This window comes from Pseudomonas sp. 6D_7.1_Bac1 (genome assembly GCF_025465945.1).
GTDB lineage: Bacteria > Pseudomonadota > Gammaproteobacteria > Pseudomonadales > Pseudomonadaceae > Aquipseudomonas.
Map to the genome: position 1 here is coordinate 82,604 of NZ_JANLNW010000074.1, position 20,878 is coordinate 103,481.

Below are 20,878 nucleotides of genomic sequence, written 5' to 3' on the forward strand. Positions count from 1 at the left end.
AATTTCATGATGAGCAGGCTGCGCCTGAGCAATGTTTTTGGGGCCGGGTCGAACTTGACAGTGATCGAGCCCCCTCCACAATGCGTGCTCGGACAACGACTCAAACAGCAGGACACCCGGCATGTGGCAAGAAGAGCGTTACCAGCGGATCCGCGCACTGCTATCGACCTTGCAGCGCGTTACCACCGACCGCATCGTCACGGAGCTGAATGTTTCACGCGAGACCGTGCGGCGCGACCTGGTCGCTCTGGAAGAACTGGGGGAGTTGAAGCGCATACACGGCGGCGCCATCCGCGTCGAGGACGAGGCGCCCATCGCCGAGCGGGCGCACATCAACGTCAAATTCAAGCGTGACCTTGCGCGCGCAGCAGTCAGCTTGCTGTCGCATGGGCAGACTGTGTTTATCGACGCGGGCACCACCACCGTCATCCTCGCCGAAGAGCTGGCCAAGCTGGGCGGGCTGACCGTGATCACCAACTCGTTCAACGTCGCTCTGCAACTGCGCAATCCCACCGTGCCGGGCGGCCAGCACAACGAGGTGATCGTACTGGGGGGCTCGCTCGACGACCGTGCGCCGGCTACGGTCGGTGGCACCACGGTGGCGGAAATTGGCCGCTATCGGGCCGACCTCGCGCTGTTGTCGCCCGTCGGCATCGACGCCCAACGCGGTGCCAGCAACTACGACCACCGTGAAGCCGAAGTGGCGCGCGCCATGGCTGACCATGCCGAACGCGTGGTCATCCTCGCCGACTACAGCAAGATCGGTGTAGAGAGCCGCGTCGCCTACTGCCCGCCAGAACGCATCGACCTGCTCATCACCAACCACAGGGCCAGCTCTGAAGCGGCGTTTGCTGCACTGAACGCCAAGCTGAAACACATTGTTCTGGCGTAGCTCAAATCGGTGCTGACTCGCGACTGAAAGAGCGATTACGGACCTGGCCCAGCGTCCCGGAAGCCGGCTGCAGAAAGCCGAGCAAGGCCTGCTGGGTGTCATGCCAGGCCGCCGGGTGTTCCATATCGAGGAAGTGCCCGGCGTTCTTGATGGTATGGAACCGGGATTGACGGGCATGAGCGGCAAAAAGCCGGGCGTCTTCCACCGAGGTGTACTCATCCCATTCGCCGTTGACAAACAGCAGCGGGACTTCGATGGCGTCGGCACAGGCAACGTAGCAGTGGGTGTCCTGGGTCAGCACCTCATTGACGTGAAAATGCATCTGCCGGTATTCGTGTTCGGCCAGGCTGCAGACATGGCGGTGATTAAACCGCTTGAACAACGATGGCAGGTGCTTGCCGATGGTGCTGTTGATCAAGCGCCCGACATTGAGGCGATCACTGGCCTGGAGAAAGTCCAGGCCGCTCTCCAGGTAATCGCGCATCGGCGTATTGATCCGCGCGGCAAATGAATTGATCACCGCCTTCTCGATTCGTCGCGGCCGCTGGGCCAGCGCCAGCAAGGTAGCCGCACCGCCCCAGGAAAAGGACAGCACATGGTGCACGCCAAAGTGTTCGATCAATTCCAGCAGTATCTCGGCCTCGTCTTCCTTTCGGATCGGCTGGCCATGGAGGTTGTGTAGTCTCGACTGACCGGCGTAAGGCTGGTCGTAGAGCACCACATTGAATCGCGGCTGCAGGTAACGCACCGTTTGGGCAAAGGATGCGGTCGTTGCCAGCGAGCCGTTGACCAGAATGATGGTCTTGTCAGCGGCGGCGTTGAGATAGTGCTCGGTATAAACCTTGTACTTCTTGCAAATCTCGACGATGGCAGTTTTCGGCATCATGTCATTTTCTTCCCTGAACAAATTGGACTAAGCGCACAGCATGAGCGACTGCCCAGACGGCATTCATGACCGATCAGTCACTGACTGACCAGAGGTTCAGAGTTAAGCAGGGATTTTCCCGTCTGCAAGAACGCAGACGAGTTATTCCGGTCGAGCCGCAAGCGATGACCTGACTCACAATCCAGGATTCCCAAACCTGATGCAGAGGCTTCGCCCGGGATCGCTGCCATCGCATAACCCATGCACCTATGGGAAGATGTTTGCCGCCTTGAGTCGGCGATGAGTTGAGTCGACCCTCTCCTTCCCATGCCTGAAATATCAATCATGAACCGGATCACACGCGTATCAAGTACCCGTACCAAGGCGCTTTGCAGACTGTGTCTATCGGTATTGCCGCTGATGACCTATAACGCGTGTGGTGAACCCTTACCGATTGAACTGTTTATCCCCGACGCTCCCCCACTGACGTTTGTCGATGATGCAAAAGGTCACGGAATCGTCGGAGATGTCGTCCTGATGGCCGTTGCCGAAGCCGGCTATGTCGCTCATGTACAGGCGCTTCCCTGGGCCAGATCGCAAAAACACGTCAGTGAGCAACAGGACATCTTGATAGCCCCTTTGTCACGCACGCCAGAGCGTGAACAGCACTTCACCTGGATCGCCCCCATCATGCCCATGGAGCGAGCTTTCTTTAGCCTTAAGCAGCCAGTGAGCAGCTTCGAAGAAGCCAGGAAGGTTTACCGCGTGATCGGTGTAGGCCTGGGCAGTGCGCAAGAGGAAATCCTGCGCGCGCAAGGCTTCAGCAGCGAGCAGATCTACCCGCTGACCATCGGTGACAACCCCGCGCAAATGCTCTTGAAGGGGCGCATCGATGCCTGGTTCAACGGTATCCCGGAGAGTCAATACATCTGGCCGAAGGTGTCTCGACACACACTGCTGATGAGTCCCGTCATGAACAGAGCGGATCTCTACCTGGCCTGCTCGAAGCAATGCTCCCCTCAACTGGTACAAGACTTGCGCAAAGCGGTTGCAACGCTTCGCAGTGACGGTGCTCTGGCGCGTATACAAAAGCGCTATTTGTCGCGGTAGGTCCACAAAAACAATTGCATCGAACCATAGCGTGCAGAAGGAACTACGCTGTCAATCAGGAACCACGCCTGAATGCAATCTCGCACCATCCAAGGAGGGACCATGCGCTTCGTCAAGTTCATCAGCAATCCGCCGGAAAACTTCAAGGGTGGAGCCCGCCAGCGAGTGAAGCGGCTCGTCGCCGAGATGTCTCCCACGATGAAGCCACATACTCCGACCCCGCGCGACAACACCGTCCTGCCTCTTTCGATGCGCGAAGGCGTCATAGCTGACACGCGGCACCAGGACTGCCACCGGGGACACCTCATTGCTCTGGAATTCGGCGGGCCCGAGGCCTCGGACAATCTGGTACCCATGTATGGCTCGTTCAACTCCGGCGGTATCTGGCGCCAATTCGAGCGAGAACTCGAGTCATGGGTCAACGCAGCTGGCGGAAATTGCGAGGTGACCATCGTCTGCGATTACGCCATCAACGATGCCGACGAGCAGCGTGTACCCACGAGGTTCACAATCACCGCGAAGGTCATGAACGGCGGGCGCACGCACACGTGGCCCATTCTCCACACCAAGCCGGCGCCGATGGTCAGCGGCGCCGACCCGACGAGGAAGGCCGAATACCTCGCGCTCATCACCGAGATGACGAACGCCGGCTGGGACATCAAGGACCACCTCAGCGCCGTGGGGTTTCCCTCCTACCGGCGCCTCCCCCTGTTTCCCAGCGCGGCTAAGCCCTACGCATTCCTTGATTATGCCGAGTGGAAGGCCGCCAAGGACAACCCCGAGGCGCTTGCCCGCTGGAACAACAACCTGATGCTGGCGCAGGCGGCCGAATTTTCGAGCACGCAGATCGAGACTATCCGTGCGGTAAACCGTGTTCTCAACGACGGATTTCTCATCAGCGACGCCGCAGTTGACCCGGTGTACACGGACCAGTACCGCATTCCGGGCCAGCCGCTTGGTTTGCTCGTCGAGGGGGGGCACGACCTCACACCCCAAGTCGACCACGTAATCCCCAAATCCACCAGCGGATCCGCCGCTTACAGCAATGCCATGCTCATCAGTGCCAAATACAACAGCGACAAGCGCGCACAGCTGACTTACGCGGACAGTACGGCCTTGAGGAGCATTGATCGCGGTACCGGCCGCAACAGGAAAAAGCCCTACTAAGCCTGGACCTCACCGGTGGAACTCCACAGCGCAATAATTGGAGCGGGAAACGTGACGCTCACCTAACGCTGATGAACGCCACCGCACAGCATTTACTCAAAAGGCAAAGCACGAACAGCCAAAGGCGCCCCAGAAGCCCTGGAAGTCACTGACGGGGACATTCGACATACGTGCCCGCTCATGACCATGGGCATGCACGCCGCACGGGCCACTGCATTGATGCACCTGGGTCAGTACCGGCGAGCTTGGCTTCCAGTGCCCTGGGACCTTGACCACCGGTGACCAGTCCGGTGTCACCGGCAAAGTCGGTGGCGCCAGTTTGTGGAAGTCGCCGGCGGCGTGCACGATCTTGCCACCCACCACCGTCAACAGCGACTCGATCCACTTGATAGCCTCTTCGTCGACGTTGAAATAGTCCGCCGACAGTGCCACCAGATCGGCCAATTGCCCGACCTTGATCTGGCCTTTTTTGCCTTGCTCGGAAGAGAACCAGGCGCTGCCGTGGGTGTACAGCTCCAGGGCGGTTTCGCGGGGCAACCCCTGCGGGTAAAGCGCCAACCCGCCGACGGTTCGACCGCTGACCATCCAGTACAGCGAAGTCCAGGGGTTGTAGCTCGACACTCGGGTGGCATCGGTACCGGCACCGACCGGGATACCCTCGGCCAGCATGCGCTGGATCGGCGGGGTCATTTCTGCGGCTTTGGCGCCGTAACGATCGACAAAATACTCGCCCTGGAACGCCATGCGATCCTGGATGGCAATACCGCCGCCCAAGGCACGAACCCGCTCGATGTTTTTCGGGCTGATGGTTTCGGCGTGATCGAAGAACCACGGCAAGCCATTGAACGGAATATCACGGTCGACTTTTTCGAACACGTCGAGCATCCGTGAAATCGATTCGTCATAGGTGGCGTGCAGGCGGAACGGCCAGCGTTGTTCCACCAGGTGGCGCACCACTGGTTCGAGCTCCTGCTCCATGGTCTGCGGCAAATCCGGACGCGGTTCGAGGAAGTCTTCGAAATCGGCGGCAGAGAACACCAGCATCTCCCCTGCTCCGTTGTGCCGTAGAAAGTCATCGCCCTGGCCGTAGGTGACCTTGCTGGTCCAGTTCTTGAAGTCGGCGAGTTCTTCCTTGGGTTTCTGGGTGAACAGGTTGTAGGCGATACGCACCGTGAGTTGCTGCTTGGCAGCCAGCTCGTTGATAACTTCGTAATCGTCCGGGTAGTTCTGGAAGCCACCGCCGGCATCAATGGCGCTGGTGACGCCCAGGCGATTGAGTTCACGCATGAACTGACGGGTCGAGTTGACCTGATACTCCAGCGGCAGTTTCGGCCCCTTGGAGAGTGTCGAGTACAGAATCATTGCGTTGGGCCGTGCCACCAGCATGCCGGTCGGTTCGCCATTGGCATCGCGCTGAATCTCGCCACCGGGAGGGTTCGGGGTGTTGCGGTTATAGCCGACCACACGTAACGCCGCGCGGTTGAGCAAGGCCCGGTCATACAAGTGCAGCACGAACACCGGAGTATCTGGCGCAGCCTTGTTCAACTCGTCCAGCGTCGGCATGCGCTTTTCAGCGAACTGGAATTCGTTCCAGCCGCCCACCACCCTCACCCATTGCGGTGCTGGCGTGCGTTCAGCCTGATCCTTAAGCATGCGCAAGGCGTCGACCAGCAACGGCACACCTTCCCAGCGCAGTTCCAGGTTGTAGTTCAGACCACCCCGAATCAGGTGCAAGTGGGAGTCGTTGAGCCCCGGAATCACCACGCGTCCCAGCAGGTCGATCACCTGGGTGGCACTGCCACGCAGGGCCATGGCCTCGCCGTCGTTGCCCACGGCAATGAAGCGGCCATCCTTGATCGCCACGGCAGTCGCATGCGGTTTTTCACGGTCGACCGTATGCAGACGGCCGTTGTACAGGATCAGATCGGCGATAACGTTGCTCATGTCGGCACTCCTTTATCGGAAGACGGTAGCGTGACCGGACGCGTCTGGCGCGCCCGGTCAACGGGCTCACTTGACCTGACGCTGAGGCGCCTTGTGCACCATGGTGTAGGCGTAATCCACGCCCATGCCGTAGGCGCCGCTGTGTTCCAGCACCAGGCCCATGACGGCGTCGTAAGTCGCTTTGTGAGCCCAGTCACGCTGGTATTCGAGCAACACTTGCTGCCAGGTCACCGGCACCGCACCGGCCTGGATCATCCGCTGCACCGACATGTCGTGCGCTTCTTTGCTCGTGCCACCCGATGCGTCAGTGACGATGTACACCTCGTAGCCCTCGGCCAGCGCTTCCAGTGCCGGGAAGTTCAAGCACACTTCAGTCCACAGTGCGGCCATGATCAGCTTCTTGCGGCCGGCGGCCTTCACCGCCTCCACCAGTTTCTTGTCTTCCCAGGAGTTCATCGAGGTGCGCTCGATCGGCTGGTGATCAGGAAACACGCTGAGCAATTCCGGCCAGATATAGCCGCTGAAGCTTTCGGTTTCGACCGACGTCAGAATGGTCGGCACGTTGAAGATCTTCGCGGCCTTGGCCAGTGCGACGGTGTTGTTCTTCAAGGTCTGACGGTCGATCGATTGCACGCCGAACGACATTTGCGGCTGGTGGTCGATCAGGATCAAGGCGGAGTTGGTTGGGTTGAGCAATTCACGGATAGACATGGCGTGTTCCTTTTGATGTCGGCGTTCTGGATGGATGAATTCGTTTGTCTGCAAGGCTCGGCGCGTACCCCGGTGGGAGGCTGTGTGCTGCCGGCTTGGAAGCTAATGTAGTTTCTGGATAAAACAGAAACAATTAGCTGAAATCAACATTCATAATTTCCAAAAACGGGACAATCTTGGACCGAATCGAATGCATGCGTACTTTTGTCGCCACCGTTGGAGCAAACGGCTTCGCTGCCGTAGCCCGCGCGATGGAGGGGCCACGCTCAAAAGTCAGCAAGCAGATTCAGGCACTGGAAGAGGCCATCGGCGTGCAACTGCCGCAGCACACGACGCGCAGCTGCCTGCTCTGGCGCGCTAGCGCATATCCGCATAAGGCGCGATCGGCTCCACGGGTAGCGGCAGGTTGCCTTGCCAAGGGTCAAACGTGTAGCGCAAGTAAAGCAAGGCGCGACTCGGCGCATAGCCTTCGCTGTGCTGCCATGTGATGCCGGTACCCAGCACCAGGTTGTCGGAAAGGCGACGCTCCACGAGACCCTGGACACGGAAGTTGACGCCGTTGCTGCTACTGCCACTCTTGGTCAGGGACGGGTTGTCCACCAGGGTCCGATTCGATTGCGCCAGCAGGTTTTGCAGATCGGCTTCGCGTGTGTCTTTAGGGTAGAGGTCAGAGCCGTCGATTTTCGCGAACGACCAACCCACCGAGCTTTCGAGCAGGGCCGACCAGTCAGCGTTACGCCAGGCATAGTTCACCGGCACGCTGACCGAGTAGTACTGCTGGGGGCTGTAGTAACCGCCCTGGCCGAGGGTGAGTTCGCTTAAGTCCTTGTCATATCCCATGTACATCAGGGTCAGGCCAGTGCGCAGACGTTCGTCGGCGCGTTCCACCAGGCGATAGTAATAGCCGCCCATGGCTGTGCGCCGCTGATTGTTCTCAACGTTCTGACCCACTAACCAATGACTGCTCAGGCTTGCCCACACGCCATCAGCGCCGCCTTGGTCATGGCTCAGGCCCAGGGTGAAGCCGTTGGCCGTAACGCCGCCCCACTTGGTTCCGGTGACCGGATCGACCGCACCGGCGTACGACACCAGTGAGTTGGTCAGGGGCCGCCGCGATGCCGTGAGCCGGTAACCCACGCTGCTCCAGTCACCGCTGTAGGTGACACCGCCCACCCAGTTGGACACCGTGAATTCTTGTGGCGTATGGCCAAGGTCGAAGGCCCAGCGATCATCGTGCCAGCCCATGCCCAGCAGGGTGCCACGCACGCTCTGCGAAGCGGTGGCACAGCCACCCTGCACCACCGCGCACAAGCCGAACTGGTCGGTGCTGGAAAAATTGCTGACATCCAGATTGATGTCTTCGGCCTGGACGAAACCCTGTCCTTGCGCCACCGGCGCGTCGATGCGCAGGATGGTGGTCTGGGTGGTCAGGTCCGAGACTCCCGATGAGCTGTTATCGGTACGCCAGGCGAGGTCATGGTACAGGTTCACCGTCGGGTTCTGCTTTTGGTACAACTCGTCGACGTCACTGCGGATGCTGCGCTGCATCCAGCCATCGCTGTCCTTGGCACGGCTGGCCAAGGTCATGGCACGGTTGTCACGCGGTTCGGCCTGTTGCGGCTCGATCATCTTTGCCGCGCCCATGCTGCGCGCATAGTCATCCAGAGCCCGCTGCGGCTCTTCTGGGGACAGCAGACGCGCCGCATCCCGATAGACCAGCGGATCACTTTGCGGGGTCTTGAGCAACTGCGCGAACAGCGCGTTCGCACGTGTCTTGTCGCCCAGCGACGCCCAGGCATTGGCCAGGCGGCGCTGGAACGACGCATCGACCGGTACTGGCGCAGTCACTGCCATAAGACTGGCCTTGGCGGCGTTCGGCTGACCGCGGGCGATCAGCACTTCGCTCAGGCCCAGTTGGGCCTCGGTATTTTTTGGCGCGCTGGCCAGCACCTTGCGGTAGCGGCTTTCGGCCTGCGCCAGGTCGCCACGCTGCTGGGCCCAGTCGGCCAGGGTCAGGTAGTCGTCAGTGGTCGGCGCGCGCATCAGCAGCTCTTCAGCCTGGGCCTCATGGCCGGCATCGCGTAGTGTCCGGGCCTTCGCGAGCAACTGGCGCCGCTGCAGGCGTGCCCACAGCTCGTTCATGTTGTCGCTCCAGGCGGCGCGAGGGATCTGTTGCAGACTGCCCATGGCATCGCCGTCACGGTCACCATTGGCCAGAAACAGGCCGTGGGCATAGCGCGCCTCGGTGTTCTGGCCCTGACGTTGTAACAGCCAGTGGAAGCTTTGATCGGCCTCGGCATTGAGGCCCAGTTCGCGCTGGGCATTGGCCAAGCGGTACACCAGCCAGGGATTGTCCGGGTCCAGTACTCGAGCCTTGTTCAAGGCTACCGTCACCTGCGCCCAATCGCTGCGTCGGGTGGCGTCATCGGCCTGCGCGTTGAGGCGATCCAGCGTCAGCCCCCGACGCACGCTTTGGAACTCTTGCTGCTCCTTGGGCGTCAGGCTGTCGAGGTAGTGCTCGGCCTTTTCCGGTGATTGCGACTGGTACAGGCGGACCATGGCACGCACCACGCTTGCGTTGCTCGGATCGAGCTTGCGCGCCTGCACCAACAGGGCTTCTGCGGTGATGTCATCGGATTCGCCACGGGCAACATAGGACAGGCCAATCAGCGATGCAGGATCGTTCGGCTTGGCTTTGTCCGCCTGCCGGTACCATTTTTTCGCGGCGGGATAATCCTTTCGTTCGAGGGCTTCATCACCCTTTTGCAACAGCATCCACTGGTAGTTGGCGGCCTTGAGATCCTGCCACTTGGTCATCCAGTAGGTGTCCTGCTCGATGGCCGAGGCCTGGACGAAAGTGTTGTACGCCGCTTCGTTCTTGTTCTGGCGCATCAGCGAAATACCCAGCGAACCGAGCAGGCTGGAGTCTTGCGGATAACCCTTGATCGCCCGACGCAAACTGGCTTCAGCGCCGACGTTGTCGCCGGCTTCGAGCAAGGCCTTGCCTTTGACTCCAGCTTGCCAGGCCGGATCAGCCAGGTATTGCTCCTGCCCTTGCAACTGTCGGGTCGCGTCAGCGTGCAGGCTGGCGTAGGGGTAGAACTTCAGAAAAGCGCGCCAGCCCTGCGCGGTTTCGGGCCCTACCGGCTGCTTGAGCCAATAGTTGTATTCGCGTTCGGCAGCATTGTTGCTGGCGTTTGGATCGCCAGCCAATTGATGCAGGACGTCCAGCGCCTCGGGATCGCGTTTTTCGGCAAACAGCAGGCCGGCCAAGGTCTGGCGCAGCGCGGCATTGCCAGGGTACTGCCGGTCCAACTCGCGAAACTGCTCTATCACGACCGGGCGCTGAGCCTTGATGCCGCTACGCACGTTCAGGTATTCCAGGGTCGTGGCAAAGTCCGGCATGTCATCGCCGAACAATTTCTGATAGTCCTTGGCGGCGTCTTCGGAACGGCCGGCGACGGCCAGCAGGCGCGCCTCCTGCAGGGCCCTCTGACCATCGGTGCTGTGCATTTTCAGCAAGCTCTCGGCCTGACGCAGGGCCGCAGTGCCTGGCGCCTGCTGGCGCAGTTGGGCGACCACGCGTTCGGCTTCCGGCTGGTTCTTTTGCAGCAGTGCCTGGCGGACCTCAACGACTTTCACCCGCGGATTGTCCGGGGCGATCAGCTCCAGACGAGCCAGCGAGTCATGCACCAGGTCTTCGCGGTACAGAGCCTCACCAATGCGGACTTGCTCCAGCAGCCATTGCTGCTGGTCGGGCGGGCTGAGCGGCTGACCCAGGGCGACCCCATAAACGCTGCTCAACAGCAGCCCAAAACTGGTCAATTTGTACATGCGGCAGTCCAGTTTGGCACGAGGCGTCCGTTTTTATCGAAGCGATAACGTTGTTGGTCCCAGCCCTGCCCGAACAGCATCAGCGACTGGTTGTAATAGGCATCCGCCAAGGGCGGCTGTTGTTGCAGGCGTTGGCGCTGGGCCTTGAGGGCGCCCGCACCGTCGGGGCTTGCGGCCAGCAAGGGCAGCAATGCGGCACTGAAACCGACCGGGCCGGTGCCATTTTCAATGCCGGTGGTTGTGTCGACTTTTTCCGGCACATGGCCCAGCCGCGTAGTCAGGTCCAGCATGGGTTTGAAGTGCTCAATCAACCTGGCACGCCCCGGCGCATCCTTGTCCAGCATGCCCAGCCAGAGGTAGACGCGAATGGCGTCATAGCTTCCAACACTGCCCTTCTGACTGTCCACGCCCCACCCCTGCCCGGCTTTCCACAGTTGCCAGTCGGATGCCAGGCCCTTGGGCGAACTTTCGATCAGCAGACGCTCGGTGTTACTGGCCAGCTCCGCCCAGATCGGTGCTTCCTGGGCGAAGCGTGCCAGCAATTGCGGCGGCAGATAGCTGGCATTCAGACGCCACCCCTCGGCATTGTCGAATCCGACGTCGCCGGGCAATAGCATCAGGCCCAGGCCCGGCAGCTTGCGCAGGCTTTGCGCAGCGCTGCGCCAGAGCAGGTTGCGGCCCAATGCCAGGTAAGTCGGTTGATGCCACAGACGCCCGGCTTCCAGCAGGCTATAGGCGATCCACAAATCGGCGTCGGTGGCATTGTTGCTATCAAGTACCTGCCAGCGGCCAGCCTTGTCGCGGCCCCACTGCCACGCCGGAAGCTGCCGATCAAGGTCGCCGCCGGCCAGGTTGTCCTGGGTCCAGCGCAGCACCTGGGCGAAGCTTTTACGGTCATTGCCCAGCAAGGCGAAAAACAGCCCGTAGCTCTGTCCTTCAGACGTGGAGATCAACTGCTCCGAGGAGTGGTCAACGACCCGTCCGTCCGGGCTGAGCATGGCCTGGCGATAATGCTGCCAGGCCGGCCAGGCGCATTCCGCGGCACCGGCAAAGCCTGGCGCTACGATGATCGCGGTCAAAGCCCGCGCGAGGAAGGCTTTCACCCGACTACTCCTGAGCAGCCAGGCGACGACGGGCCGCCCAACGCAGTGCACGCCACAGCAGGAAGGCCGTCAGCAGCACACTGATGGTGGCCATGGCCGCCAACAGGATCGGGTGCTCGGACAATTGGTACCAGAGCAACAGCCACCACGGAAGGTGGCCGACGAAGTACTGCTGGCCCACCCAACTGCTGCCTACGCCACTGCTGCGGATCAGCGCCACGGAACCGGTAACGGCGTCTATTTTTCCCGTGTCGCCCAAGGTGTCGCGCAGCAGTTGGTAGTCGGCGTCATCGCTGGCCAGCAAGGCCACAATGCTGCGCTGTGGGTGATACGGCGACTGCAAGCCGACAATGGCGGCGATCGGTGCCTGGGCGTTGACTTCGACGCGGTTGGCACCCAGGTCGCGTTCATCGCTGAACTGACCGGCGCGGGCCGACTTACCGCTCTGCTCATTGGACGGTTTGAGTAGCCAGGCACGGGTCTTATCCAGCACCAGATTGGCATCGGCACCATCGCCCACGCCCGGCGCCATGGCGCCGAATACCAGCAGATCGACATCTGCCCTGGCGTCGTCCCAGTTGTCCGACAGCCGCAGGCCAAACGCAGGCAGGCCTGAGCGCGCAGAGATTCCAGCAATGGTCTCGAACACAGTGCTCAGTTGCACAGGGCGACTGTGGGCCGGGACCATCACCAGGGTTTCCGACAGGTCAGCCATGCGGCTGTAGGGGAAACCGCCTCGGGCAAAGGCACGCAGGTCGGGCATGGCGATGTAGTGATAGTAGCCGGACAGGTCAATGGTCGATTCTTCATCGATCACGGCCTGGTTGTTCACCGGCAGCGAAGTCTGGCAACGGTCGCGCTGGGCGCTGCCAAAGGTGCTGGCGAAGTTGAAGTCAAAACGCAGGGTGTTACGGTCGCCAATCTTCAGCGCGGGCACCAGCAGCTTGTCGCTGAGGTTAGCCGACTCGTTGGACAACACTGCCAGGCGCAGCTCCTCCAGACGGCTGTCGGTCCTGCTTTGCAGCGGCAGGCTGGTGATGAACTGGTTGTTCAGGCTGATGGTCAAGCGCGACTCGTCGTTGATCGACGGTGGCGTATAACGGAACTTGGTTTGCAGCGGAATCCCCTGGTTACGCCAGACGAACAGGTCAGGCGGCAAATTCACGTCCACCGTGATGGACCGTGGCTGCAGACCGTTGGCCTGAAGCTGCTCGGGGTACTTGATCAGCTCGGCGAAGCGTACCGAGCGGTCCGTGCGCATCCAGTTCGGCGCGTCATAAGGCACCCGGGGCTTGAGCTGCTCGACCTTGTTGACGGTCACGTGCGAGCCACGAAACGCGCCTGCGCCCAAGGCCAGGGCGCGGGCAGCCACAGCCAGGTCATCGTCGTTGCGACCCAGCACCAGCAACACCTTGCTGTAAGGGTCCTGGGGGTTGTCGATCATCTGTACAACAGGCGCATCCACCATCGGGAACTTGTCTGTGTCCGCCAGGAAGGACGGACGATGATCGTTGGTGGCGAAGACAATGGCCGACCTGACGCGATGGTGTTCATCCGCGGGCGGAAGCTGGTCGAACAGAACGGGGAACTGCGCACCGCGCCAAGCGGCCTGGCTGCCGAAATAGGACGCCAGGATACCGGCTGCACGCTGCTCGCCCAGGGTCGGCGCATCGGCGAAGACCAAATTGAGGATCGGCTTGTCCTGGCCTCGAATGTCGAAGAACGGCATCGGGAAATAGGCCAGGTCGTTCTTGAGCGTCAGTGCCTGCTCCTGCAATTGGATCTGGCTACTGCGCCCCACGTTCAACCATAGGGTGCTGTTGGCCGGATCTTCGCAGACATCGGTGTAGTGGCCGACGAACTCCAGGCGTACGCGGTTGAAGTCCGAAATCAGACGCGGGTCCAGGGCTACCGATTGGTTGACCCTCTTACCCAGTTGGTCCTTCTCGATCGGCACAACGCTCATCAGCACGTCGTTGAGATACACACGTAAATGCGAGATCTGTGGCAGCAGCGAAGGCGACGGCGTGTACTCCAGTTGCAGTTTCGCGTCGCTGGCGATGCGATCGCGGCGCAGGCTGAATTCGATCTGGTCGCTATTGTGGATGCCCAGCAATAGGCTGTCGGCGGGACGACCCAACTGCTCGAAGCTGTACGCGGTGCTCCAGCTCGGTACGTTGCTGACCACGGCCGGCGCGACAGGCGCGACAGGCGCAAGTGCGGTGACGGCCTGGGCGCAGCCGGCGGCCAGGAGCGCCAGACTGGCAACAAGGGATTTGCTGAAGTAGCGGCTCATGGTGCGCTCACTGATCGGGAATTGGGAATGGGGGCAGCCGCCGGCATGCGCGGCAGGAAACTGACCAACCAGCGCAACACTCGCAAAGGCGGGCCGGCGATGCGGCGGATCCAGGCAGGCAGGTATTCGTAGAGGCGGTAGTAACCGGTGCCGCCAAGCTTGACGATGTCCACAAAGCTGCGCAGCGGGCGATCAGGGGTAAAATTCTCGCCCCAGTTGAGCCAGGCGTCGGCGCGGGCAAACGTGCACTGCACAAAGTCGACTCTCTGTTGTGCATTGAGGCTGGTGAAGCTGATGCCGATGAAGTTCTTGTGGCTGCGGCAGATGTAGCCCGGGAACAGGAATTCACGAGTACCGCGCTGCATCATCAGCGAGATGCTCCCGCCCACCGCGAGCGACAGCGAGGTGTCGAGCTGGATGCCTGCACCACCGTCGGAATAGTCCTGCAACATGCCTGGGTAACAGTGACCACTTTCAAGGCGCACGGCAGCGGGCAACTTGACCTGTACACGGTGGGTCTGGCGAACCTGACGCGCTTCAGCGGCGACCGCCATGGCGCCCCCGATGATCACCAGGTTGTAAACCACCCAGAGAATGCTCACCACAACGGTGACGATCTCGTCGCGGGGGCCGCAGATCAGACGCCAGATGGCAAATCCCAGGCCGGTAATGTTCAGCAGCGACAGTAGCAGGTACGGCTGGGCGATTTTCCAGTCAAACTGGTTGTGCTCCATCAGGCCGCCCTTGGCGGTGACGTTGAACTTGCCCTTCTTGGGGTTAAACAGTGCCACGGTGGTGGGGCGCGCGATGTACCAGGCCAGCACGGTCTCGTACACCTCACCCCAGAACGTCCGCCGATAGGCACCCTGCATCCGCGAGTTGGTGAGGCTTGCGTGGATCATGTGCGGCAGCACGTACAGCAGGATCATCAGCGCCGGGGCGTAAATGATGTAGGCATGCAGGAACAAAAATGCCAGCGGCGCCAGCAGAAACACCAGGCGCGGCAGGCCGGCCAAGAAGTGCATCATCGCGTTGGCGTAGCAGATGCGCTGGAAGAAGGTCAGGCCCTTTCCGAGCAAGGGGTTGTCGGTGCGGAAGATCTGCGCCATGCCGCGGGCCCAGCGAATGCGCTGGCCGATGTGCGCTGACAGGCTCTCGGTTGCCAGGCCGGCCGCTTGCGGCACCTTGATATAGGCCGAGTTCCAACCGTTGCGGTGCAGGCGTAGCGCCGTGTGGGCGTCTTCGGTAACGGTCTCGACGGCAAAGCCGCCGATCGCGTCCAGCGCGGTGCGCCGCAGCACCGCGCATGAGCCGCAGAAAAACGCCGCGTTCCACATGTCGTTGCCATCCTGAATCAACCCGTAGAACAGCTCGCCTTCGTTGGGGTGCTCGCGGAACACATCGAGGTTGCGCTCAAAAGGGTCCGGTGACAGGAAATGGTGCGGAGTCTGCACCAGCGCCAGTTTCGGATCACGCAAAAAGCCCCCGGTGGTCATTTGCAAGAATGAGCGCACAGGTATGTGGTCACAGTCGAAAATGGCGACCAGCTCGCCGTTCAGCTGCTTCAGCGCATGGTTGAGGTTACCGGCCTTGGCGTGACGATTGTCGTTGCGAGTGATGTAGCCCACCCCTACTTCGGCGGCGAACTGACGGAAACTCTCGCGTCTGCCGTCGTCGAGAATGTAGATGTTCAGCTTGTCGGCCGGCCAGTCGATGCCCATGGCCGCGTACACGGTACCCCGCACGATTGAAAGGTCTTCGTTGTAGGTCGGGATCAACAGGTCGACGCTGGGCCACAGGCGCGTGTCGCGCGGCAGCGACGCCGGTTTGCGGCCCAAGGGCCAGCAAGTCTGGATGTACCCCAGGATCAGCACCACCCAGGAATAAGTTTCGGCCACCAGCAGGATCATCCCGCACGCCAGGTCCAGGGGCTGGTTCCAGTTCAGGGTCGAGGTGTAGCGCCACCACAGGTAGCGGCACGAAACGATGGTCGACAACACCACCATCAGCAACGTCGGAAAGCGTCCCGGAACCCGCCGCACCAGCATGGCCAGGCCCCACAGCAGCAAGACGAATACCAGCTGGGCGACGTAGCCGAAGGGCTCTGTGATGCATAGCAATGTCAAAATAAAGGCGACGACACCGATGGCCGCGTTTACCAATCGTTGGCTGCGACGGTCCAGGCCTTTCCACCAATGGCTGCTCTGGCGAATCTGCGGGCTGGCCTCGGCGCGCAAGGGCAATTCTTCCAGCGCCTTGCCGATCCGAGCCCACAGCCGCAGGTGCAGCGCCCCGACGGCCTTGAGCCAGGCCGGGGTCGACAGCGTCCACGCCTGTGGCTTGGCCGGGCGAACCAGCAGCAGCCAGAGGCTTTGCACTGCATAGCGCAACGGGTCGCCCAGACTCGGTGTCTTGTTGGACAGTTGCGGATACCAGCGCTTGGGCTGATCGAGCACAGCGCGCCAGCTCGGTGACTCCAGACGCAACAGCAACCACGCCAGGGCGCTCATTGTCGCCAACAGCAGCGCAACTGGCGGCGCACAGTCATAGCGTCGACGCAGGTGAGCATAAGGGAAAACGCGGGCGATCATACCGCCCCCAAGCGTCGGGTCAGGCACCAGGTGGCCAGGCTCAATACATCCTGGGCAGCCAGACTGGCTTCGGAATAAGCACCCACCGGTTTCTTGAACGCCTGGGCTTCGCGCATGGCTTCATCCTGATGCACGTTGAGTGGCAACAGACGGGCACCATATTGTTTGCGCCAGATCAGCAGCAGGTCGCGCTGCAATTGGCTGACCGGGTCGAAACGGTTGATCAGCAGATGCTCGCTGGGGGCTTCTTCCTGCTGCAGCAGCACATGGCAGGCAGCATCCGCCTCGACAATCTGCAGGCGCAACGCGCAGGGTCCGACACGAGCATGACCGGGCAGTCGCAAGGGCACATCGAACAGGATCCAGTCAAAGTGTTCGGCAAGGCTGGCCTGTCGGTGGCGCCATAGCTTCGGCTCCTTTAGCAGGTGTTGCTCGATTTGACCCTGCTCCTCCAGTTTCAAGCGGCCGTAAGGCAACACGCTCAATCCCGGCTCCACGGTCCAGGCCTGGGTGTTCCAGCCCTCCCCGTCAATCATGGCGCGCGCCCAGCCGCCGGGTTCGCTGACGCTGACGTTGAAGTGCAGGCGAAGCAGGTTCTCCGGGCACATGTCGACCAGCAGCACGCGCTCGCCCAGACTGTGCAATGCATGGCCAGTGGCCGCTAGCAGTGAGCTGGTGCCGACACCGCCGCGCAAACCACGCAAACTCAGGGCGGTCACGACAGCGTCTCGAATTCGGACTGATGCATCATCGGCTGGACCGCGGGTTGCAGGCGCTCCATCTCCGCCAGCAGCGGCCAGCGATGCAGGGCCTTTTGCAATTCGATCTGCGCAGACGTGTCCACGTAGTCCAGCTCGGGCAGCTCAAGCTCCAGTTTCAGGCGGGCGATGTCATCGGCACGATCCGCACGCGACTGCACCCTGGCCTTCACTTGAAGCGCTGTGGGTAGGGCAGCCATCCTGCTTTCTCCTTGATTCGTATGTAAGGTTTTCCGGCGTAGTCAACGACCACAGTGCCAGCGTTTTCGGAGACTGCCGCCGTCTGCGGCAGATTGCTCAGCAGCGCCGACCAGCTGGGGCCCTGGCCATCCCCTTGGGGCTGGGCGCTGTACAGGCGGCTGATGATTTCCGACAGGGCCAGAAAACTGCTCGGCTCGGTAATGTGCAGCGGTGCGGCATTGGGGTTGCGACCCATGCCCACCAGCTTGATGCCGACCGGTACGTGGGTGATGGACTGGCTCGGTATCTCGCGCATGCCGGCTATCTGCATGCGGTCGCCATGCAGCGCCGCGCCATGCTCCGGCACAATCACCACCACCACCCGACGGCCACTGAGCTCCAGTTGTTTAATGAAGCCATTGAGGTCGTCGATCAGCCCCTGGGCACGCGGTTTGTAATCACTGCTCTTGGTGCCGCCATCGGCGGTCAACGCACGGTTGCCGTCATGCAGCGTGGTGGTGTTGTAGAACAGCGCCACGCGATCGCTCTTTTCTTCTTCGCGGTGCTTCCACCAGGTGTCCAGTACCTGAGCATCGCGCAGGATCGGCGAACCGTCGAAGCCCACCAGTGCACGCGGCAATTTGCTGGTACTGACGGAGGGGGCCGGCAACGAACCTTGGGCGCGGACTTCGTCAAGGAAGCCTTCGAACTGTCCTGTGTGGTTGAGCATCACTTCGCTGGAAAAACCCAGCTTGCTCAAATCGTCCATCAACATGCACTGCTCCGGGGCGGTGCCGTAGAGCTGGCTGTGCGGAACCTGCCCACAACTGGCGCGCAACAGGCGAATGGCTGCCGGGCCGCTGTAGGAAGTGGCCGAGTTGAAGCTGTCGAAAATCACGTCCATCTGCTGGAACAGCGTGTTATCGCGCAGACCCACTTCTTCCAGATCATCCCAGGCCATGGAACAGATATTGATCAGCAACAGGTCAAAAGGCTGCACGGCAGAAGTCGCAGGCTTGAACTCCACCTGACGCCCGGCCTCGGTGCTATAGAACTTCTGCAGGTAGGCTTCCAGTGTCGCGCTGTCCGGGGCGGCCGTGCTCACCGCAGCCATGGGGGCGCCACTGGCCGGCGCCGCGACCGGCTCGCTGCTGGTGTGCAGGGCCAGCACATTGGCGCTGCCCAGCCAGGCCAAACCCAGCACGCTCAGGGTGGTCAGGCGCAGCCAGTGACGGACGAAGGCATAGACCACCACCAGCACAGCCAGCAGCGCACACAGGTTCCAGTCGATGAAACGACCCACCAGCTCGACCACGTATGCACCGCTGAAACTCATTACACCGGGCTGGTCCAGCAGGCGGCTGAAGGGAGGCAGCCAGGTGTCCTGGTAAAACAGCGCAACGCCCACGGGGATCGCAATGACCGTGCGCAGGATGCGCAAATAACGATGTGGCAACGGCAGCAGCAATGCAGCAGCGAACACCAGGTTGGGCAATACCTGCAGGTTCAGGTAGCCGGCCCACAGCAGTACGAACTTGAGGATGAAATACAGATTCCAGGGACCCAGGCCCGGCCAGACGCGCACTGGCGCCGGGTTAATGGCTTCATACCGGCTCATGGGGCTCGCTCTGGGCAGGGGCGCGACGACGCACGCCACGGGATTTCAGGTAACGCGGGGGCAATAGACCCTGCACGATCGCCAGAAAATGGCGACCAAACCTGATCAGTACCACGATCAGTGCGAGGGTCAGCAGGCTGGTGAGGCCGATCACCTGGATCAGCTCGGAATAACTCATGAACAGGGATCCGTAATGGGTAGTGTGGTGCGTTGAGGCGAATAGGCGCCACGCCCAGCGGCTTCGGCGGAGCTACTACCGGCCGTGCGTTCTTCTGCCAGAAGGAATGTGGGAGGCAGCGAGGCTACTGTGAGGAAGTCCTCGCGCGGCAACGCTTCAACGCCAGGAAGAATCTGGAAGTCGCTGAACAGATCGCGCCAGGCCAGCCGGCAGATATTCCCCAATGCGGGCTCCAGTCCGTCTGCGCGACAGGCAAACAGGAACAGATAAAAGGCACCGTTGACCACGCAGGCGACGTCACCGAAGCGACGCAAGCCGATTTGATTCAAGTACTGTTCGATTTCCAGGCCACCGCGCGGCATCAGTCTGAGCAGTTGGTGGCTGATTTCGCCAGAGGCGCCGCTGTAGACGCGCTCCACCATGCTGATGAATTCCCGGGGCGCTAACAGGCCGCGCTCGGCGGGCGGTCGCAGGCGCTCGAATAGCGATTGGAAGTCGGTGGTGCGGCTCCGGCGCCAGGTCTGGCCCTGGACACTGTCGATGATGCTGAAGAAGTGTGCCAGCGTAGTCCCATAGGGCACGGTGATGTTGGCGCCGCAAGACACCAGCAGACGCTCGTCCCGATAACGCAGGCAGGGCTCCATCTCGCGTACGATGATCTTCAGCGCGATGCCGCAACGCTCGCGCAGGGCGTGAATCTGACGGGCCAACTCTTCGACCTGCAGGTTGCTGTCGATGGCCACGATGACGCTGGCAGCACGAGCGTGGCTGGCTTGCTGGAGCAAGTCCTCGCGGCTCTCGAACAGCCGCCACTGATCCGACAACGGTGGCGAGCCTTCAAGCACAGAACGCTGGGTCAGGTAGATCCGCTGGTCATCGGTATGGGTCAGTTGCACAGTGGCCTGCTCATTGACCGATAGCGCAAAACCGTCCACCTGCAACTCGAGCTCGAACTCCTGCCCGCTGCACACGCCCAGTTCGCTGTGCCAGTAGTGCAATTGATAGCGAATGCCCCCATCACGGCGATAGAGCTGAGCGAGCCCGGAGATCGTATCGTTGAGCCGCAACAAACGTTCATGCAGTTGAGGCGTCTGGCCATGGCTGATCACCAACAGGGGGCATTGACGTCCGCCCAGCCATTGCCTCAGGGACAGGCAGCAATGCCGCAGCTCTGGCGCGACGTCGCTCTGCCAGGCGCTGTCCGGCAGCATCAGCACAATGGCAGTGCCGGCAGCAGGAGCAGCACGGGTCAGCTCGCCGACCAGCGATTTGAGGGTCAGGCCGATGTCGTCCTGGTTGATGTCAAACAGCTTCAACTGACCGGGACCGGTATCTGCCGCCAGCTGCTGGGCCAGGTCCTGACTTGAATGCCCGCAGCACACCAACATCCCTCGCGCATTGGCCGGCATCGCTGCCAGGCACTGGACCGCCAGCGCGGCAGAATCGCTCGCCTGATCCACGGCCACCCAATAAAGCCCGCCGTCGCGCAACAAGATCTGCTCATCGCGCAGATGGCGGATGCCTAAGGTGACCTGACTCAAATGTAGTTCCCTTCCCTTTAAACCGGATTCGGCACGATCAGCACTTTCTCCCCGTCACAGCTTTGCAAGGGAGTCATTTTTCTGACGACC

15 protein-coding genes and 1 pseudogene are annotated in these 20,878 nt (G+C 61.3%); 4 read left to right on the forward strand and 12 right to left on the reverse strand.

Translation table 11 applies throughout. The features are described from left to right. Positions 1-121 precede the first annotated feature (121 nt). Positions 122-892 carry a DeoR/GlpR family DNA-binding transcription regulator gene (locus NTD87_RS21460; protein ID WP_262116186.1) on the forward strand — a complete coding sequence of 257 codons (771 nt, stop codon included), beginning with the start codon at positions 122-124 and terminating at the stop codon, positions 890-892. 1 nt (position 893) lies between these two features. Here the strand turns inward: NTD87_RS21460 and NTD87_RS21465 are convergent, their stop codons facing one another. Beyond that, positions 894-1,778 carry an alpha/beta fold hydrolase gene (locus NTD87_RS21465; protein WP_262116187.1) on the reverse strand — a complete coding sequence of 295 codons (885 nt, stop codon included), beginning with the start codon at positions 1,776-1,778 and terminating at the stop codon, positions 894-896. A gap of 399 nt (positions 1,779-2,177) precedes the next feature. Between NTD87_RS21465 and NTD87_RS21470 the strand changes: the two genes are divergently transcribed. Then, positions 2,178-2,867: a substrate-binding periplasmic protein gene (locus tag NTD87_RS21470; RefSeq protein ID WP_410017503.1), complete on the forward strand. Its 690-nt coding sequence runs from the start codon at positions 2,178-2,180 to the stop codon at positions 2,865-2,867. 102 nt (positions 2,868-2,969) lie between these two features. Continuing rightward, a complete protein-coding gene (locus NTD87_RS21475; protein ID WP_262116190.1) occupies positions 2,970-4,034 on the forward strand; it encodes a DNA/RNA non-specific endonuclease in 1,065 nt (354 codons plus the stop codon). Between the two features lie 96 nt (positions 4,035-4,130). Here the strand turns inward: NTD87_RS21475 and NTD87_RS21480 are convergent, their stop codons facing one another. Both NTD87_RS21480 and NTD87_RS21485 read right to left on the reverse strand, forming a co-directional pair. Continuing rightward, positions 4,131-5,978, reverse strand: coding sequence for an amidohydrolase (locus NTD87_RS21480; RefSeq protein WP_262116191.1), 1,848 nt, complete (start codon positions 5,976-5,978; stop codon positions 4,131-4,133). Between the two features lie 66 nt (positions 5,979-6,044). Next, positions 6,045-6,689 (reverse strand): hydrolase, encoded by a 645-nt coding sequence (locus NTD87_RS21485; RefSeq protein WP_262116192.1) that lies wholly within the window; start codon positions 6,687-6,689, stop codon positions 6,045-6,047. Between the two features lie 176 nt (positions 6,690-6,865). Between NTD87_RS21485 and NTD87_RS21490 the strand changes: the two are divergent. Next, positions 6,866-7,054: pseudogene (locus tag NTD87_RS21490) on the forward strand (LysR family transcriptional regulator); the annotation flags it as partial. Here NTD87_RS21490 and bcsC read toward each other — a convergent pair. The 9 genes from bcsC to bcsE are packed head-to-tail and all read right to left on the reverse strand — an operon-like array spanning position 7,047 to position 20,788. After that, entirely contained in the window at positions 7,047-10,523 is a 3,477-nt protein-coding gene (gene bcsC / locus NTD87_RS21495) for a cellulose synthase complex outer membrane protein BcsC (protein ID WP_262116193.1), read from the reverse strand. The pseudogene NTD87_RS21490 and the gene bcsC overlap by 8 nt on opposite strands. Beyond that, on the reverse strand, positions 10,511-11,626 hold the full coding sequence (gene bcsZ / locus NTD87_RS21500; RefSeq protein ID WP_262116194.1) for a cellulose synthase complex periplasmic endoglucanase BcsZ: 1,116 nt from the start codon (positions 11,624-11,626) through the stop codon (positions 10,511-10,513). The genes bcsC and bcsZ overlap by 13 nt, the downstream gene beginning before the upstream one ends. Positions 11,627-11,630: 4 nt before the next feature. Beyond that, on the reverse strand, positions 11,631-13,922 hold the full coding sequence (gene bcsB, locus NTD87_RS21505; RefSeq protein ID WP_262116195.1) for a cellulose biosynthesis cyclic di-GMP-binding regulatory protein BcsB: 2,292 nt from the start codon (positions 13,920-13,922) through the stop codon (positions 11,631-11,633). Next, positions 13,919-16,513 (reverse strand): UDP-forming cellulose synthase catalytic subunit, encoded by a 2,595-nt coding sequence (gene bcsA, locus NTD87_RS21510; protein ID WP_262116196.1) that lies wholly within the window; start codon positions 16,511-16,513, stop codon positions 13,919-13,921. The genes bcsB and bcsA overlap by 4 nt, the downstream gene beginning before the upstream one ends. Then, the gene (bcsQ, locus tag NTD87_RS21515) at positions 16,510-17,232 is read right to left on the reverse strand and encodes a cellulose biosynthesis protein BcsQ (protein WP_262116197.1); all 723 of its coding nucleotides are present in this window, start codon (positions 17,230-17,232) and stop codon (positions 16,510-16,512) included. The genes bcsA and bcsQ overlap by 4 nt, the downstream gene beginning before the upstream one ends. Then, positions 17,229-17,471 carry a cellulose biosynthesis protein BcsR gene (gene bcsR / locus NTD87_RS21520; protein ID WP_262116198.1) on the reverse strand — a complete coding sequence of 81 codons (243 nt, stop codon included), beginning with the start codon at positions 17,469-17,471 and terminating at the stop codon, positions 17,229-17,231. Before bcsR ends, bcsQ begins: the two co-directional genes overlap by 4 nt. Next, entirely contained in the window at positions 17,441-19,069 is a 1,629-nt protein-coding gene (gene bcsG, locus NTD87_RS21525; protein WP_262116199.1) for a cellulose biosynthesis protein BcsG, read from the reverse strand. Before bcsG ends, bcsR begins: the two co-directional genes overlap by 31 nt. Then, positions 19,056-19,247 (reverse strand): cellulose biosynthesis protein BcsF, encoded by a 192-nt coding sequence (gene bcsF / locus NTD87_RS21530; RefSeq protein WP_262116200.1) that lies wholly within the window; start codon positions 19,245-19,247, stop codon positions 19,056-19,058. Before bcsF ends, bcsG begins: the two co-directional genes overlap by 14 nt. Further along, positions 19,244-20,788: a cellulose biosynthesis protein BcsE gene (bcsE, locus tag NTD87_RS21535; protein ID WP_262116201.1), complete on the reverse strand. Its 1,545-nt coding sequence runs from the start codon at positions 20,786-20,788 to the stop codon at positions 19,244-19,246. The genes bcsF and bcsE overlap by 4 nt, the downstream gene beginning before the upstream one ends. Between the last annotated feature and the right edge of the window lie 90 nt (positions 20,789-20,878).

Excerpts from the sequence above, each read along its gene's own strand:
- NTD87_RS21470 (WP_410017503.1), top strand. The coding sequence starts at position 2,178 with ATGACCTATAACGCGTGTGGTGAACCCTTACCGATTGAACTGTTTATC.
- bcsB (WP_262116195.1), bottom strand. The coding sequence starts at position 13,922 with ATGAGCCGCTACTTCAGCAAATCCCTTGTTGCCAGTCTGGCGCTCCTG.
- NTD87_RS21480 (WP_262116191.1), bottom strand. The coding sequence starts at position 5,978 with ATGAGCAACGTTATCGCCGATCTGATCCTGTACAACGGCCGTCTGCAT.
- NTD87_RS21460 (WP_262116186.1), top strand. The coding sequence starts at position 122 with ATGTGGCAAGAAGAGCGTTACCAGCGGATCCGCGCACTGCTATCGACC.
- bcsG (WP_262116199.1), bottom strand. The coding sequence starts at position 19,069 with ATGAGCCGGTATGAAGCCATTAACCCGGCGCCAGTGCGCGTCTGGCCG.
- bcsC (WP_262116193.1), bottom strand. The coding sequence starts at position 10,523 with ATGTACAAATTGACCAGTTTTGGGCTGCTGTTGAGCAGCGTTTATGGG.
- NTD87_RS21475 (WP_262116190.1), top strand. The coding sequence starts at position 2,970 with ATGCGCTTCGTCAAGTTCATCAGCAATCCGCCGGAAAACTTCAAGGGT.
- bcsR (WP_262116198.1), bottom strand. The coding sequence starts at position 17,471 with ATGGCTGCCCTACCCACAGCGCTTCAAGTGAAGGCCAGGGTGCAGTCG.
- NTD87_RS21465 (WP_262116187.1), bottom strand. The coding sequence starts at position 1,778 with ATGATGCCGAAAACTGCCATCGTCGAGATTTGCAAGAAGTACAAGGTT.
- NTD87_RS21485 (WP_262116192.1), bottom strand. The coding sequence starts at position 6,689 with ATGTCTATCCGTGAATTGCTCAACCCAACCAACTCCGCCTTGATCCTG.
- bcsA (WP_262116196.1), bottom strand. The coding sequence starts at position 16,513 with ATGATCGCCCGCGTTTTCCCTTATGCTCACCTGCGTCGACGCTATGAC.
- bcsF (WP_262116200.1), bottom strand. The coding sequence starts at position 19,247 with ATGAGTTATTCCGAGCTGATCCAGGTGATCGGCCTCACCAGCCTGCTG.